Below are 14,826 nucleotides of genomic sequence, written 5' to 3'. Positions count from 1 at the left end.
TCCCTCGCTCACGCTTCGGGTTACCCAAAACCAATGCCCCACGCAAAAGCGCAACTTCAAAACTGACGCATCGGGTTGCGGTTTAATCACGACGGCAAGATCGTTCAGCCGGTTTGCTGGATCCGCTCTTGGAAATCGGCTTCACTGATGACTTCGATTCCTAGCTCTTTGGCTTTGGTCAGTTTGCTACCGGCTTTTTCCCCGGCGACTAAGAAGTCAGTGTTCTTGCTGACACTGCCGGAGGCTCGCCCACCGAGTTGAGTGATCAGCTGCTTGATTTCATCGCGTTTGAAGTGGTGAAGGGTTCCAGTGACGACAATGGTTTTTCCTTCCAGCAACCGTCCGCCTTCGATCGGTTGCGGTTCTGGGTCTGAGAGTTGCACGTCAACGGCGGCGAATTGATCCATCGTTCGTTTACCATAATCACTGTGCAAAAACTCGTACAAGCTCTCCGCGATACGATCGCCGATCTCGTGAATGTCAGCCAAGTCTTCGACCGCAGCTCCGCGTAGGCTTTCGAGGGTATGGTGCTTGGCGGTGATCAGTGTGGCGACGCGAGGTCCGATGTGACGGATGGAGATCGAGGACAAGATTCGGGCCAGCCCTCGCGTTCCGCTATTTTCGATCCCTTGAACCAATTTTTTGGCGTTTCGTTCGCCAAATTTAACATCGATCAATTCGCCCTGTTTGCCTTTTCGTTGTTTCAGCCAGTCCAGCGACGCGAGTTGATCGACCGTCAGCCGATACAGGTCGGCGTAGCTGTGCACCAAATTGTGCCCAAGTAATAGGTCGACGACTTCCTCGCCCAGTCCGTCGATGTCCATTCCGGCCCGGCTGCCGAAGTAGACGAGTCGTTGTTTCAACTGAGCAGGGCACTGGGGGTTGGGGCAACGGATATAGACGCCGCCTTCGTCGCGCACCAGTTCGGTCTGACACTCGGGGCAGTGAGTCGGAAATTGATAGGGGGCGAGATTCTGTTTCCGCGCATGCTTTTCCACTCGCACGACCTTGGGAATGATCTTTCCCGCCTTTTCCACCACCACCACATCACCGACACGGACATCCAAGCGTTTGATTTCGTCGGCGTTGTGCAGCGAGGCTCGTGAGACCGTGGTGTCGGCAATGTTGACCGGTTCCAAATGAGCCACTGGCGTGACCGTGCCTGTCTTGCCGACTTGCACGCTAATGTCATTGAGCGTCGTGACGGCTTCGTAGCGTTCAAATTTGTAGGCGATCAACCAGCGCGGACTCTTGCTGCGCATACCCAGTTGCTCACGTTGGGCAAAGTCGTTGACTTTGAACACAATTCCATCAACTTCAAATGCCAGATCCGGCATGGCCAGTTCGAGGGCTGCGACCGCGTCGAGCGCTGATTTAGAATCTGGAAAGAGCTGCACGTCGGGAGTCATCGGGATCCCCAGCGCGGCGATTTCCTGCAGGAACTGCATATGGTTGTTGGCGCTGATCCCGTCGGCTTGGCCGACCCCGTGGCAGAAAAATCGCAAATTGCGATCCGCAGCGATGGCTGGATCCAACAATCGGATCGTGCCCGCGGTGACGTTGCGGGTATTTTTGTACGGTTCCGCTCCCGCCTGGACCTGGCGTTCGTTCAGGTCCGCCAGGTCAGCATTGGTCATGTAGACTTCACCACGCACCTCCAGGATCGCCGGCGGGCTGGGGCCGGTCGTCCGCAGCGGTAGGTCGCGGACCGTGCGGATGTTGTGCGTGATATCGTCGCCAACGGTCCCATTGCCACGCGTGAGAGCTTGCGTCATCACGCCGGATTCGTAGCGAACCGATGCCGCGACGCCATCGATTTTGTATTCCATCACCCACTGAATCTGCTGGCCTTCCAACAATTTTTCGGTGCGTTCGAAATACGCCTGCAATTCTTCGCGGCTATAGGTGTTGTCGATCGACAACATCGGTACCGAGTGCGATACCTGGGTCAGGTGATCGACCGGTTGGTCACCAATTCGCTGGGTGGGTGAATCAGCCGATAGCAGTTCCGGGTGTTGCGTTTCCAACGATCGCAGTTCTTCCAGCAGGCGATCGTACTGGAGATCACTGATGGTTGGTGTTGCGAGCACGTAGTAGGCGTGATCGTGATTGCGAATTTCATCGCGTAGATCAGCGACACGTTGTTGCGCAGTAGATTTCGATGGCATCGTGACGTTTACGTGGTGTATTCACTGTTGAATCGGACGTAATCGGTTGTCAAATCACTGGCCCAATGGATGGCGGTGCCTGGGCCACTGCCAACGACCAAGTCCAGTTCGACATCGTCGCTGGATTTCATGGTCTGGCTGAGCTCGCGAGCGTCGAATGAGAGTGGCATGCCGCTGCGATAGATTTCTGTGCCGGCTAGTTTCAGGGAGGTTTGTTTGGGATCAATTTTGGCATCCGCATAACCGGCTGCGGAGACGATTCGCCCCCAATTGGGATCACCGCCGGTGATCGCGGTTTTCACCAGCGGGCTGGCACCAATGGTGCGAGCGATCACGTCCGCGTCGCGGTCGTTTTCGGCTCCGGACACCTGGATCTTGATGACGTGAGTGGATCCTTCGCCATCGGCCACCAGTTGCCGCGCGAGTTTGACACACAGCTTGGTCAGCTCGGAGACGAACGCCGCTTCATTCTGTTCATCGATACAGACTTCGCTGGCACCGCTGGCGAGCAACAGCAGTGTGTCATTGGTGCTGGTGTGACCATCCACGCTGACCCGATTAAAACTTTCCTCAGCCGCAACGCGCAAGATCCGTTGAGCTTGTTCGGGACTCAAGACGGCGTCGGTCATCACAACGCCCAGCATCGTGGCCATGTTCGGTGCGATCATGCCGGCTCCTTTGGCCATTGCAGCGAGGTGCACCGGATTGCCGTTGATTTGGATCTGACGACAATCGGCTTTGCGAGCATGGTCCGTTGTCAGAATCGCATCGGCAGCGGCATGAAAGTCGTCGATTCCCGAGCCCAGTTTCCCTGCGGCATTGTCGATCCCCGCGTGCACCCGTTGCATCGGCATCGGTTGACCGATCACTCCGGTACTCATCACCAATACATTGTCGGCCTGTACGGAGAGATGGTCAGCGACGTGCCGACACATTTCCGCGGCGTCGCGTTCGCCCTGGTCGCCGGTGCATGCGTTGGCATTGCCGCTGTTGGTGACGACCGCCCGAATCGAGTCGCTGGGGGTGCGGGCACGACACCATTGGACGGGAGCCGCAACGATTTGGTTCTGGGTGTAAACGCCGGCGCTGACCAACGGACGGTCACCCACGATCAGTGAGAGGTCCGGTTTTCCACTGGGTTTGATTCCGCAGGCTACTCCGGCGAATTGGAATCCCGAAGGCAGAGGCGATGATGTCATGGCGTTTTGGCTGGACGAGTTACCCCGAAAGGCACTCGGGAGGAGGTTTTAAGCAGCAGGATTTTGGTGCAGATAGTTTTGACGGTTTGACCGCGGCACACAATACTCCGCACAGGGCGACTGGCACAACGCTAGCTGGGCAGCACGTCTTTGTGATCGGTTGCCACGGTCACCGGTCGATGCCCGCTCGCCTGAGCAGTCGGCTTGTCGTCTAATGCAGGTTCGGCTGCGAGATTGATTGAAACACGCTTGCTGACGCTTTACTTCATTCATTGACTCTTTCTTCCTGCTACTGCGTGACCATGACCGACACGGACGATCCGGACTGTCCACAACCCGAGGCGATTGTGCAGCTGCGATCGCTGGGAAAACGCTATGGCAGTTTCAATGCGTTGGCGGATTGCAGTTTAGACATTCAGCCGGGCGATGTGTTCGGCTTGCTGGGGCCAAATGGTGCGGGAAAGACGACATTGATTCGATTGGTGATGGGTTTTCTGCAGCGTACCAGCGGCAGCGTATCGGTGTGTGGTTATGACCCACAACGTGATTCGGTCGCGGTCCACCGCCAGGTCGCTTATCTGCCTGGTGATGCGCGTTTGCCTAGGCATTTGCGTGGCGACGGGGTATTGCGGTTTTTCGCTGACATTCATCCGTTAGGCGATCTGTCGCGCAGTCGCGAGATTGCCGAGGCGCTGGAGTTGGACACGCGGCGTTTTGTGGGATTGATGTCCACCGGGATGCGTCAAAAATTAGCGTTGGCCGTCGTCTTGGCTCCGGTCACTCCGCTGTTGATTCTCGATGAACCGACCGCAAACCTGGACCCATCCGTCCGTGCGACCGTGCTGGAATTAGTTCAGCAAGCCGCCCGCGCGGGAAGAACGATCATGCTGTCGTCGCATGTGATGAGTGAAATCGAAGAGACGTGCAACCGGGTCTGCTTTTTACGACGTGGCAAACTGGTGCGCGAGTTGGAAATGGCGGATCTTTTCCAACGGCATCGAATCTGGGCCGACTTGCCGTCGGATGAGCGGTGCGACGTGTCGACGATCACGGATCAAATTCCGGTGGAGTTGCGAGAGAACGTTGTGGTGACAGCGGTTGATGCTCGTCCGTCGACAAATGTCAGAGCCATTCGCATCGACACCGCCGGTGATCTGGCACCAATGCTGGAGTGGATCGGATCGCTGGGGCTGCAACGGATGCGGATCGAACCGTTGGGGCTGCGCGCGATCTATGATTCGGTGCATCGCGACACATTGCCGGATCCGCGCAGTCTGCCTATTGCGGATTCGCGCGCTGACGTGGCCCCCAACCCATCGGGAGTCACGGCGTGATGGACCGAGTGTTAATCAACAGCTATTTGAAACAAGCAACCTTTCTGTTTTGGCCGCTTGCCGCCGCGTTGTTCGCGTTTGCCTGGGTGCGCGTCTGGGTGGTCAGTTTGCTGGACATGGGGCAATTCCAAACGATTCTAGAGCAGTTTCGGGACTTCGAAAAATTTGCTCCGGTCAGTTTTGACACGCTGTTTACCTATCAGGGGCGCGTCGGAATGACCTACGACGAACCGATGGTGATTTTGTGCACGGTGATTTGGTGTTTGTCACGCGGCAGCGATGTGGTCAGCGGGGAACTCGGTCGCGGGACCATGGAAATGGTGCTGTCGCAGCCGATCAGCCGCGCCCAACTGTTGTGGTCCCATGCTGTGGTTGCGGTGGGAGGATTAGCTGCGCTGTGTTTGATGGTTTGGGCGGGCATTGGGGTCGGAATCACTACGACCACGATTGAAGAAACGATCCCCGCGCCCAGTGTTCAGATTCCCATTTTTGGCTGGCAGATGCCGCTGCCGATGGGCGAGCCTCAGACGGAGGCGTTTGCGTTGTCCGAGCGTGTCGATGCGTCGATGTTTGCCTCGGCAACGTTCAACCTGTTTGCGTTTGGTTTTTTCTTGCTGGGACTTTCCACGCTGCTAAGCAGTTTGGATCGATACCGATGGCGGACGATCGGATTAGTGATGGCGATCTATGTGCTGCAATTGGTGATGTTTGGATTGGGTAAGGCAGCGGAATCGTTGAGCTGGTTAAAATCGATGTCGTTCTTCAATTGCTACCGTCCTCAACAGCTGACCGAGTTGGCGATGAAGCCGGCGCAGCTTTCGCCATGGAGTTTGCGCGCGGCGATGCCGGATTCAATGTTTCCGCCATTGGTGTACCCGGGGCTGTTGATCGTGATGGGAATCGTTTGCTATTTGGCCGCCGTCTATCTGTTTCAACGTCGAGATTTGCCCGCGCCCCTTTAGGGCAAGCACCCGATTGGCCTGGGGGTTGCCGCCGGGACTGGCGGGTTGGGATATGATGTGGGCATGAATGACCAGACCAATCGTGCTGCACCCGGAGTCGGGTTTTCGATGCTTGCCGGGATCGCCGCGGTCTTGCTGACGGGACTCGTGTTTGGTGCCTCATTGTGGGTGTTGGCGGCGATCGTTGCCGCGACGGTGATTTTCTTGAATCGGTTTTTGGCCAATACCTGGGCGCAGTGCACTGTCGCGACCCGTGACGGCGGCGACCGGGAATTGAAGGTTGGTCAGTCGCTGGAATTCAAAGTCACTGTGACCAATGTCAGCCGGATCCCGGTGTTCTGGGTGTTGGTCGAGGACCTGGTGCCGCGTTGGGCCACGATTCACACGCCACCGACATTGGAGATCGAGGGGGATCGGGTTGCGGTGCTGTTGCTCTGGCCCGGCCAGAGCAGCGAATTGAACTACACGATCCGCTGTAACCGCCGGGGCTATTTTCAAATCGGTCCGACCGTGTTGGAGACTGGGGATTTGATGGGACTGTACCGGCGTTACCGAGTCGGGACGACACCACAGTATTTGACGGTGTTGCCAAAGATGTTGGAGATGTCTGACTATGAAATCGCATCTCGACGTCCGCTGGGTGAGATTCGAATGCGAGACAACGTGATGGAGGATCCCACGCGGTTGCGAGGGATTCGGCGTTGGGAACCCGGCGACCCGATGCGGCGTGTGCATTGGGCGGCGACCGCGCGGACCGGAGTACTCCATAGCAAAGTCTATGAGCCGACATCGATTGCCGGCGCGACGTTGGTACTGGATATGCATGTGGCGACCAACCCGTCACAACAAGAACCGATTCGAACCGATCTGGCAATCACGGCCGCAGCGTCGATCGCGAATTCATTGCACGATCAATCGCAACCGTTTGCGCTGATCAGCAACGGCCGCGACGCGGCGGATCGAATTCGCACCGACGGTTGGGTTGGGGACCACCGAATTCGTGATCAGGCCCGCCAGTCAGCGACCATGCTGGACAAGAACGATCGGTTGCGACCGGTTGTCTTGGATGTTGGTCGGGGGGCGGTGCATCTACAACAGTTGCGAACCACATTGGCGCGACTGGAACGCAGTGATGGGATGACAATGGGAGAGTTGTTGGCTGAAACGGAGTCGCGGATCAGCAACGAGACGACGTTGATTGCGATTTTCCAGAAAGCAAGCCCCGAAACGCTGGCGATGTTGATCGGATTTGCTCGGCGTGGCAAAGCGGTGGCTGCGATTATCAACGCCTATGACATCAATGATTACAGCGCCGCGGCTGGTCCACTCATAGGTGCCAATATTCCCACGTTCTATTTGCGTGACCAGGACTCGATCCGCGACGTTTGTCGCCAAGTGAATCTGCGAACGGCGTAAAAAACGCGAAAACCGATACAGTTGTTCCAACCGGATGCCGATGAAATTGGACAAGGGAGACCCTGGTTGGTGGTGTGCGGGGGGGATGCTGCGCGTCGTCTGGTCTCTCCATCAGCAAACATGCCGATTGGATCCAAACAGACGGAAGAGCGATGACGACTTCGCTGAAGCAAATTCTTACAGGCGTTTCACACTGGTACCGCTGCGGTGCAGCCGTTGCCGTATTCGTTGGCACAGCGACGATCGCGACCGATTCGTCGGCTCAGCGTCCCGTTGTCCCCGGGGTGGGAAGCGAGATCGTGGGCGTAGCCGACGATTTTGAGGACCCCGAATGGGGCTATGTGCCCAGGGACCCGAAAAGTACCGAAGACATTGACGAAAACCAACGCGGCCCGATGGGGCGAAGCACGAACGGTCGATGGTACGAAGGCATCAAACGTGGCCATCCAGACATCGTCAAACGGGTTGCCACGCCGGCCGGCGGTCTTCCCGGCAGCGAAGGGGCACTGTTGCTGCGAAGTAAATTCACCGGCATCCCGGGCAGACCCAGTGGAACGATGCATCAGGACGACTTCGTTGCCAACGTTCAATACCGACTGAAACGTCGGATCGACATTAGCGAAGTCCCCAGCGTGACGACGCGTGTGTTCTTGCCGCCGGTGGACAGTTGGGAGAACCGAAGTGGACCCCATTTTGGATTCCGATTGGCTTTGGAAACCACCGCTATGGTCGATAAAGAAATCGGCATCGGGATCTTCAAACACACCCGTCAGGAAATGGGCAACGAAGTCTACTGGCCTGGGTTGTTCGTGGAATTCGAAAGCAAATCACAGTCGGGAAAACCGAATGACTTTGCCTACCTGCGGGTGCGTGGCAATCAACGGGGTGGCGATTTTCGTGGCCCTCAAATCACGACCACGGGTTGGTGGACGATGGGTATGAGTGTGACTCCCGATGGGATGGTGCACTACTACGCATCGCCGGGCGTCGATGATTTGACCGAAGAGGACTATATCACCAGTCAGTACCCGTACAGCTATCGCGCTGAACGCTTTCGCACGTTCTTCTACAACGTGTGCAGTGCCGACGATGGCCAGCGCTGGAGCACGACCTTCATCGTCGATGATCCAAAAGTGTTCCTGCTGCGGCCCAAAGGCCAACGCATTGCAACGCGTCCGTAGGGGGGCGTCGATGACTGATTCGCGGGCGGCGGCCTAACAGCTTTCGTAACCCGACGCGTTCGGTTTGAAGCCGGCGCTTTCGCGAGGGGCATTGGTTTTTGGCAACCTGACGCGTCAGCGAGGGATCCCGTCAACCGGCTAAATCCCTCGCTCACGCTTCGGGTTGCGATGAAAAGCGTATCGGTAGCTTTCTCGCCTGGGGCAGCGAGGCAGGATTGCCTGCCTGTGGTCACAGATGGCTCTCGAGACAGCTTCGCCTAGACGGGCGCGCATGCGGTTCCGATTCGGTTTAGACTACGCGATTCCGTGTTTGTCTTTCCCCACCGAAATTTGGAGTCGATTGCGATATGGTTTTGCCACCGCGTCTGTTGTTTGTGAGCTTGTCCCTCACGCTCGTTTTGTCTCTGTTTACCGGGTCGTTTGCGTCTGCGGCAGATTTACCTGAGACTCCGAAGCGGGAGGGAGTGAAGCCACGCAATGTGGTGTTTGTGTTGACGGACGATCATCGCTATGACGCGATGGGGTTTGCCGGGCATCCGTTTCTGGAAACCCCGCACCTGGATTCGTTGGCTGCCAACGGCGCGCATCTGAAGAACGCGTTTGTCACCACCAGTCTTTGCTCGCCCAGTCGTGCTTCGATCTTGACCGGGTTGTACACGCACAAGCATCGCGTGATTGACAACAATCGAACGGTCCCCGAAGGCACCGTCTTCTTCCCTCAGTATCTGCAACGGGCCGGTTACGACACCGCGTTCATTGGCAAATGGCACATGGGTGGTCATCACGACGATCCGCGGCCCGGATTCGACCATTGGATCAGTTTCCGCGGACAAGGAAACTATTTGCCGCCTGGCCCGAATTACACACTGAACGTTAACGGCGAACGGGTCAAGCAAAAGGGTTACATCACAGACGAATTGACCGACTATGCGGTTGATTGGTTGAAGCAACGCAACGGCGACAAACCGTTTTTTCTGTATCTGTCACACAAAGCGGTGCACTCGAATTTCACTCCGGCAGAACGACACAAAGATCGCTATGCCGATGTTGATTTGAGTTTTCTGCCACGTGGCGAGAACATCAAAGCAGAAAATGATGCGCCACGTTGGGTGCGTGATCAACGCAACAGTTGGCATGGAATCGATTTTTCTTACCACGGCGACAAGGGTTTGGATTACCTGTACCGGCGCTACTGTGAATCGGTGCTCGCGGTCGACGACAGTGTGGGGCGAGTGCTCGATCAGTTGAAGGAGATGGGCGTTCACGACGACACGCTGGTGATCTACATGGGCGACAACGGATTCATGTGGGGCGAGCACGGATTGATCGACAAACGTGTTTCTTATGAGGCGTCGATTCGTGTCCCGATGATGATGCAGTGCCCAAATTTATTTTCGGGCGGTACGGTCATCGAAAACGTGATTGGGAACATCGATGTCGGTCCAACGATCATGCACGCCGCCGGAATCGAAACGCCGGACTACATGGACGGCCAGAGTTTCCTGGACATGCCCAACACGCCAGACATGCCGTGGCGAGATTATTTCTTGTACGTCTACTATTGGGAAAAGAACTTTCCACAATCCCCGACTCAGTTTGCGTTGCGTGGCGATCGGTTCAAGTACATCACCTACTACGGCTTGTGGGACGTTGATGAACTGTACGATTTGACGACTGATCCGGAGGAGGTCAAGAACTTGATCAATGATCCGGACTACAAATCGGTTGCCAAAGAAATGGAGGACAAGTTGTATGAAATGCTTGGCGATGCCGGTGGGATGGACATCCCGATGAATCAACCAGCTGGCAATTCACAAAACAAACGATGGGAAGAACGTGGCGGCAAGCAGGCTGCGGATTTCCCCAAATCGTTGGTGGTGGAAGAACCACTTAATCGCGAAGCGAAGTAGTCGCATCAGTGTTAGCCTGAATGATGCACTAGCCTTTTTTGAGTTCGAGCAGTTGCTTTCGTTCGGGCATGTTCTTGTAGAACGGGTCCAACGGATAGCAACCGCTGACGATGCCTTTGCGTGGGGCGGTCGTGCAGTCGCTAAAGGTACGGCAGACTTTCTTGCGGACCAAAACGGTGCCGGCTAGCACATCGGCTGGCAGGTCGGGATACGACAACACCATGCGTCCGAGTCCAATCGAATCAGCCATTTGAGTGCGGACGACCGCCTGAGCCACGTTGGGCAACCAGTCTTGCAGGTAAGTGTATCCAGATCCGACGATAAACATTTCGGGAAACCGTTTCTTGAGTTCCGCCGTTGCCGCAATTTGTCGGTCCACGCCGATCAACGGTTCCTCGGGTGGATTGTATCCGTCGCTGGGTGGGAAATAGGCAGGCCGCTGAATGTGAGGCGTGTAGTAGGGGCTGCCGGCGGTGGTGCAGACCAGATTTAAACCCAGCGATTTCATCAACTCCAAAAAGCGAATCGGTTCGGTCAAGTCAACACCGTCTCCGTTGGGTGTGCTGCCGAACACTAATCTCGGGTCACCGGCCGGATCGGGCTGGCCGACGCCGCTTTCGGATTTGCAATACGGCAAAAAGTCAAAGATGCTTAGCCGCACGCCCATCTCCAACCCTGGCGCCTCGGCGCGGATCCCGGCGACGATCTGGCGCAGAAAACGCGTTCGATTTTCAAAGCTGCCGCCGAATTCGCCCGGGCGATCAACACCGCTCAGGAGTTCGTGGCCCAAATAGCCATGGCAGTGTTTCACATCGACAAATTGGAAGCCTAGCTTGGACGCGTTGGCCGCAGATTTGACGAAGTCATCGATTAGCGATTTCAATTCATCGTCGCTGATCATTGCTGAATCGTCTGTGATCTGCATCCGAGGGTCCAGCGCCGGGTTGCGCTGTGCGGCTCGCGGTTCGGCTGTTGTTTTTTCGTTGGGACGGGCAAATCGACCTGAGTGAGTCAATTGCAGGCCGACCACCAAATCGTCCGTGTTGCCGAAACGTTCGGCGTGGGACTGAATCAACAATTCCCTCAATTCACCAATCTGGGAAAGGTTGGCGTCGGTCATGCACAATTGATTGGGGTTGGCACGCCCATCGTGGCGGACCGCCACCGCTTCGCCGCCCCACATCAATTTGGCGCCGCTGATGCCAAAGTTCTTCCATCGGCGTCGCGTCAGTTCCGTCGGTTTGCCGTCGGTTGTGCCATCCCAACCCTCCATCGGCAAAATGCAGAATCGATTGCCGATCGTCAAACTGCCAACGCGACTGGTTTGTGCGAGTGGAGAATCCGGCCCCGATTGAACCGATTCGTCAGCCGGCAATTCCAATCCCAGCGCATCGAGTCGCTGTTGGAAATCATCAAACGTTTTCAGACTGGCGATTCGAGGATAGGTGGCCATGATTGATTGATGCGAAGTGGGATGAAAAGGGAATCGCGTCGGCGGGGCGATCGGCGAAATGGAAACGTGATGGTCGTGGGAGTGAACTCAGGCGATCGATGCGGCCGATGGACTCGTTCTCATACAGGCCTGCAGATCGGCTGCGATTTTAGCAAGCACATCGCGGTCGCTGTCCGCACGGATCGGCGAACCCGGAAAGGTTCGGTCGGTTTCGATCTGACCCAGCAGTTTCAGGAACATTGCGGCGTTGTGCTTGTAGGCTGGAACGGGGGCACGGAATGCGAACGCGCCCAGATACTGAAGTAGGTCATTGAGTTCGTAGAACGCTGAGGATCCCTGTTCCCAATACGCGTCGCGCAACGCAAACGCGTCCGGCGCGAACGTGCTAAGTCCCAACAGGTAGTCACTGCCATACATCACCATGTCAATTGCCAAATCGTTTCCGGTGAAGACTTTGAAATCCGGCCGCACACGATCCCGCAAAATCAATCGCTGCCATTCCAGTTCACGGCTAAGCGAAGAGTGTTTTGCACCACGGCACTTTGGGATGCCCATCAATTGTTCGTAAACACTGAGTGAATAGATATTGCCAAAGGGCGCAAACACCGTGCCGAGTTCAAACGCGTAAAACGAATCGCAGTGATTGGCAAGTGTCTGGTAGTTGGCGACGATTTGGTCGTCACTGCCATGTGCCAGCCCATAGGACTGGAAAAAAATCGGCGTGCCAGCGTGGGATTGAATTTGATCAATCGCCTTGCAGTAGGCGGTGTCGTTGAAAGCGGCACCGGGCCCATCGCCGACAAAGGATCCGGCGACATAATCACGCCCGTCGGCGATTGATTGAGTCCGCTGCAGGGCTGTGAGTCGTGTCTGGTCGTCGATCAGGTTTCCATATCCGGTGTCCATGTTGATCGCCGGGGATAGTCCGGCGTCAAACGTACGAGCGACATGGGCATCAAAGCCTTTCCAGTCAACGCTATCATCCGCAAGCAATGGCAACAGAATGGCGGAGATGCCTGTGATCTTGCGGCGGGGTTTGAGCAACGAGATAGGATCGATCGGTTCAAATGCGGTCATCATTCGCCAATTGCGTTTTGGGCATCGTTTGTGCAGCGGCTTGAAATGCTAGCCGATTTGCGAGAGCATGTCTTGGGAAATCGGATCATCTGAAATTGGCATTTCGGGCAGAGGCGTATGACGAAACCAGCACTAACCGACCATGCATTGGACGAGAATCTGCCGTCGTGGGGAGTGTTGGTTTTGGAGAGCCATCATTCGCCGGAGTTCACGATGGAGTGGCGTGAGCACGAATTTGTCAAATTGGTTTACGTTTTACGCGGTCGCGGTGTGGTGGAATCCAAAGACCGTGTGGTTCATTTCGAAGAAGGCGATCTAATCGTTGTGCCGCCGCGGGTGGCAAATCGAATCGCAGATGCCCCAGATGCAGCGAGCAGTTTATACGTTTGCTGTATCAACCAGCATTTGTTTGATTTTGATCCATCGCTGGTCGGCTATCTGCGTTGGGGCTTGGTCCCTAGCAACTCGCATCTATCCAATCGCGTGGCGAGTCAACTGCGGCGGATGCGACATCATCAGGCGGCTGGGGGGCGGACGGTTGCAATTTCGCTGGTGGGCGCTGCGATGCGTTTGGTCGAATGGATCTTGCAGCAACGCGAATCGGCCCCGGGTGGGGATTCGTCCGACCAGCGTCACGTGTCGCGCGATGACCGCGAAGTGATGGCGGACTATGTGGCGCGGTTGGCAACCGATTTTTATGAAGCGACGACGATTGACGCAGCCGCCGAATCGATCGGCCTATCGCGCCGAGCGTTCACAAAATTGTTCCAGGAACAGACTGGTTCGACGTGGTTGGTGCACGTTCGAAAACTTGCCATCAACCATGCCAAACATCAATTGGCTCAAACAAACCTTTCGATTGCAGCGGTCGCGTTCGAATGTGGGTTCAACGACCTGTCCACGTTCTATCGACAATTCAAGTCACAGGTGGACGTTTCCCCGATGGCCTATCGGAAATCGATTTCGTCGGGATCGTAACGTTTGAGCGATTCTGCACGATAGCACGCGCACGGAGTCGATCTGAATCTTGGCGGGCTGGCGATTACCCACAAATGGCAACCCGACGCGTTCGCGAAGGATTTAGCGGGCGATCAAACAAAACGTGTGGGTAATCGCCAGCTTGGCGGCAGCTGCTACGGGAGGCGACGCCCATGAAGTTCCCAGAATTGCTTAGTGGTTTGTCAGTGCGTCCAAGAACGGCAAGATCCCTTTGTAGCGCAGCGTCGATTCGGGGCAGGTTGCCAGCACGCCGCGGAGCAAGTCTCGCTGCGGATCGGTCAGTTCAGACAATTTGCACTGCTGCGTCAGAATCGTAAAGACGATTGCAGAACCAGGGAGTCGTGTCAGCGTTTGAAATTCAGTGCGAAAATAGCAGCGCTGGCCAGCATTCTGCGGCGTGATTTGCTTGGCCAGGAGATCGAGCTGAGCTTGATGTCGAGGCGACTGGTCCAGTTGTGACCAAGGCCGGACACCCCAGTTGGTGCGCCAGACCGTTTTCCCTGGCTTCATCCGCTGCATCAGCTTTTCCGTTGCGGGATACAGGGCCGTCTGAAATTCGGGGACGTCGTGATGAATCGCCAGCACCGACTGGCCCAGTTTCTCGGCAATTGACCATCCACTTGGAAAGCAAACGCAACCACTCAACACCGGGAAACCGCGCTGAACATCATCCGACAGGACCACGACGTCCTCTTGAACGTTCCGGCCCAACCAGTGCAGGTCAGCATCGGCAATTGGGATCGATTCGCCAGTCAGCTGATTGACGAATTGGTCTTGGTGGCGCGAAAGGTGATCGCAATGATCCACTAGGAATCGAAGCGTTTGATTCGAATGAGATGCCTTGCCATCGGAATCAACCAAATAGGTATCGCGAAAGCGTGATTCGAGTTGTTGACGTCGGAGTTCAATTTCTTGCGTGTATTGATCAGTGGTTTGCAGAATCGGTTGCGCCGCTGGGAGTGCTGCGATACCAAACTGGTGCTCGAAAACGGGTTTGTCGAAAGGAAAGAAACGGATCATCGATGAATGGTCAGACTTGGGAGCCGGCCGACAGAAAGTGATTTCACTCGATTATTCTGCGCCGTGGGATAGGTTCGGTTATAACCAACGGGATGAATCGGCTTGAA

General features: G+C 56.0%; 11 protein-coding genes. 6 read left to right on the top strand and 5 right to left on the bottom strand.

All coding sequences use genetic code 11. The features are described 5' to 3' along the window. Nucleotides 1-104 precede the first annotated feature (104 nt). On the bottom strand, nt 105-2,168 hold the full coding sequence (gene ligA, locus NHH03_RS23810) for an NAD-dependent DNA ligase LigA (protein ID WP_253160448.1): 2,064 nt from the start codon (nt 2,166-2,168) through the stop codon (nt 105-107). An 8-nt stretch (nt 2,169-2,176) separates the two neighbouring features. Then, entirely contained in the window at nt 2,177-3,367 is a 1,191-nt protein-coding gene (gene argJ / locus NHH03_RS23805) for a bifunctional glutamate N-acetyltransferase/amino-acid acetyltransferase ArgJ (RefSeq protein ID WP_253160446.1), read from the bottom strand. A 302-nt stretch (nt 3,368-3,669) separates the two neighbouring features. On the opposite strand from argJ, the gene NHH03_RS23800 reads away from it, so the two are divergent. The 5 genes from NHH03_RS23800 to NHH03_RS23780 all read left to right on the top strand — a co-directional run bounded on the left by NHH03_RS23800 (nt 3,670) and on the right by NHH03_RS23780 (nt 10,170). Continuing rightward, on the top strand, nt 3,670-4,701 hold the full coding sequence (locus NHH03_RS23800; RefSeq protein WP_253160445.1) for an ABC transporter ATP-binding protein: 1,032 nt from the start codon (nt 3,670-3,672) through the stop codon (nt 4,699-4,701). Beyond that, nucleotides 4,701-5,663 carry an ABC transporter permease subunit gene (locus tag NHH03_RS23795; protein ID WP_253160442.1) on the top strand — a complete coding sequence of 321 codons (963 nt, stop codon included), beginning with the start codon at nt 4,701-4,703 and terminating at the stop codon, nt 5,661-5,663. Before NHH03_RS23800 ends, NHH03_RS23795 begins: the two co-directional genes overlap by 1 nt. A gap of 63 nt (nt 5,664-5,726) precedes the next feature. After that, entirely contained in the window at nt 5,727-7,079 is a 1,353-nt protein-coding gene (locus NHH03_RS23790) for a DUF58 domain-containing protein (RefSeq protein WP_253160440.1), read from the top strand. A 152-nt stretch (nt 7,080-7,231) separates the two neighbouring features. Next, entirely contained in the window at nt 7,232-8,260 is a 1,029-nt protein-coding gene (locus tag NHH03_RS23785) for a hypothetical protein (RefSeq protein ID WP_253160437.1), read from the top strand. A gap of 347 nt (nt 8,261-8,607) precedes the next feature. Next, on the top strand, nt 8,608-10,170 hold the full coding sequence (locus tag NHH03_RS23780) for a sulfatase family protein (RefSeq protein WP_253160434.1): 1,563 nt from the start codon (nt 8,608-8,610) through the stop codon (nt 10,168-10,170). Nucleotides 10,171-10,198: 28 nt separating this feature from the next. Here NHH03_RS23780 and NHH03_RS23775 read toward each other — a convergent pair whose 3' ends face one another. Together NHH03_RS23775 and NHH03_RS23770 are read right to left on the bottom strand one after the other, a co-directional pair. Further along, a complete protein-coding gene (locus tag NHH03_RS23775; protein ID WP_253160432.1) occupies nt 10,199-11,623 on the bottom strand; it encodes an oxidoreductase in 1,425 nt (474 codons plus the stop codon). 87 nt (nt 11,624-11,710) lie between these two features. Beyond that, on the bottom strand, nt 11,711-12,703 hold the full coding sequence (locus tag NHH03_RS23770) for a dihydrodipicolinate synthase family protein (protein WP_253160429.1): 993 nt from the start codon (nt 12,701-12,703) through the stop codon (nt 11,711-11,713). A 114-nt stretch (nt 12,704-12,817) separates the two neighbouring features. Here NHH03_RS23770 and NHH03_RS23765 point away from each other — a divergent pair, with 114 nt between their 5' ends. Then, nucleotides 12,818-13,678: an AraC family transcriptional regulator gene (locus NHH03_RS23765; protein WP_253160426.1), complete on the top strand. Its 861-nt coding sequence runs from the start codon at nt 12,818-12,820 to the stop codon at nt 13,676-13,678. A 192-nt stretch (nt 13,679-13,870) separates the two neighbouring features. Here the strand turns inward: NHH03_RS23765 and NHH03_RS23760 are convergent, their stop codons facing one another. Then, on the bottom strand, nt 13,871-14,719 hold the full coding sequence (locus NHH03_RS23760; RefSeq protein WP_253160424.1) for a heme-dependent oxidative N-demethylase family protein: 849 nt from the start codon (nt 14,717-14,719) through the stop codon (nt 13,871-13,873). Nucleotides 14,720-14,826 lie beyond the last annotated feature (107 nt).

It is taken from the genome of Stieleria tagensis (genome assembly GCF_024129865.1).
GTDB classification, from domain to species: Bacteria; Planctomycetota; Planctomycetia; order Pirellulales; family Pirellulaceae; genus Stieleria; species Stieleria tagensis.
Note: the sequence above shows the minus strand (reverse complement) of the source record. Positions and strands in the feature narration are given on the sequence as shown.

What these genes read in the sequence shown, in the direction of transcription:
- ligA (WP_253160448.1), bottom strand. Translation starts at nt 2,168, where the DNA reads ATGCCATCGAAATCTACTGCGCAACAACGTGTCGCTGATCTACGCGAT.
- argJ (WP_253160446.1), bottom strand. Translation starts at nt 3,367, where the DNA reads ATGACATCATCGCCTCTGCCTTCGGGATTCCAATTCGCCGGAGTAGCC.
- NHH03_RS23800 (WP_253160445.1), top strand. Translation starts at nt 3,670, where the DNA reads ATGACCGACACGGACGATCCGGACTGTCCACAACCCGAGGCGATTGTG.
- NHH03_RS23795 (WP_253160442.1), top strand. Translation starts at nt 4,701, where the DNA reads ATGGACCGAGTGTTAATCAACAGCTATTTGAAACAAGCAACCTTTCTG.
- NHH03_RS23790 (WP_253160440.1), top strand. Translation starts at nt 5,727, where the DNA reads ATGAATGACCAGACCAATCGTGCTGCACCCGGAGTCGGGTTTTCGATG.
- NHH03_RS23785 (WP_253160437.1), top strand. Translation starts at nt 7,232, where the DNA reads ATGACGACTTCGCTGAAGCAAATTCTTACAGGCGTTTCACACTGGTAC.
- NHH03_RS23780 (WP_253160434.1), top strand. Translation starts at nt 8,608, where the DNA reads ATGGTTTTGCCACCGCGTCTGTTGTTTGTGAGCTTGTCCCTCACGCTC.
- NHH03_RS23775 (WP_253160432.1), bottom strand. Translation starts at nt 11,623, where the DNA reads ATGGCCACCTATCCTCGAATCGCCAGTCTGAAAACGTTTGATGATTTC.
- NHH03_RS23770 (WP_253160429.1), bottom strand. Translation starts at nt 12,703, where the DNA reads ATGATGACCGCATTTGAACCGATCGATCCTATCTCGTTGCTCAAACCC.
- NHH03_RS23765 (WP_253160426.1), top strand. Translation starts at nt 12,818, where the DNA reads ATGACGAAACCAGCACTAACCGACCATGCATTGGACGAGAATCTGCCG.
- NHH03_RS23760 (WP_253160424.1), bottom strand. Translation starts at nt 14,719, where the DNA reads ATGATCCGTTTCTTTCCTTTCGACAAACCCGTTTTCGAGCACCAGTTT.